The 261-nt window shown below is 57.1% G+C and carries 1 protein-coding gene; it reads right to left on the bottom strand.

Translation table 11 applies throughout. The features are described from left to right. Nucleotides 1-261 (bottom strand): Ig-like domain-containing protein (locus tag BCT81_RS16340; protein WP_198596913.1); only part of this gene is annotated, 261 nt, incomplete at both ends.

Genomic DNA, 261 nt, shown 5'->3' with positions numbered 1-261 from the left:
CACGGTGATCGCAGTGATGACCGCGTTGGTGACTTCTACATCCACAGTATTACTGGTGATGCCATCTTTGATGGCTTCGACCGTCGTGTCGGCGACAGCGTTCCCTGAGAGTAAGCCGGTAGGGGTCACCGTGGCTGTCTGTGGATTGTTCGAGGTCCAGGTGACCGAGTTGCTGACATCCGCTGAGGTCCCGTCACTGTAAGTCGCAGTGGCGAGTAACTGTCGTGTCTGACCGTTCGCGACGGAGAACTGTGACGGAGT

Source organism: Vibrio sp. 10N.261.52.A1, assembly GCF_002876325.1.
GTDB classification, from domain to species: Bacteria; Pseudomonadota; Gammaproteobacteria; order Enterobacterales; family Vibrionaceae; genus Vibrio; species Vibrio chagasii.
This window is presented reverse-complemented; position numbering and strand designations above follow the sequence as displayed.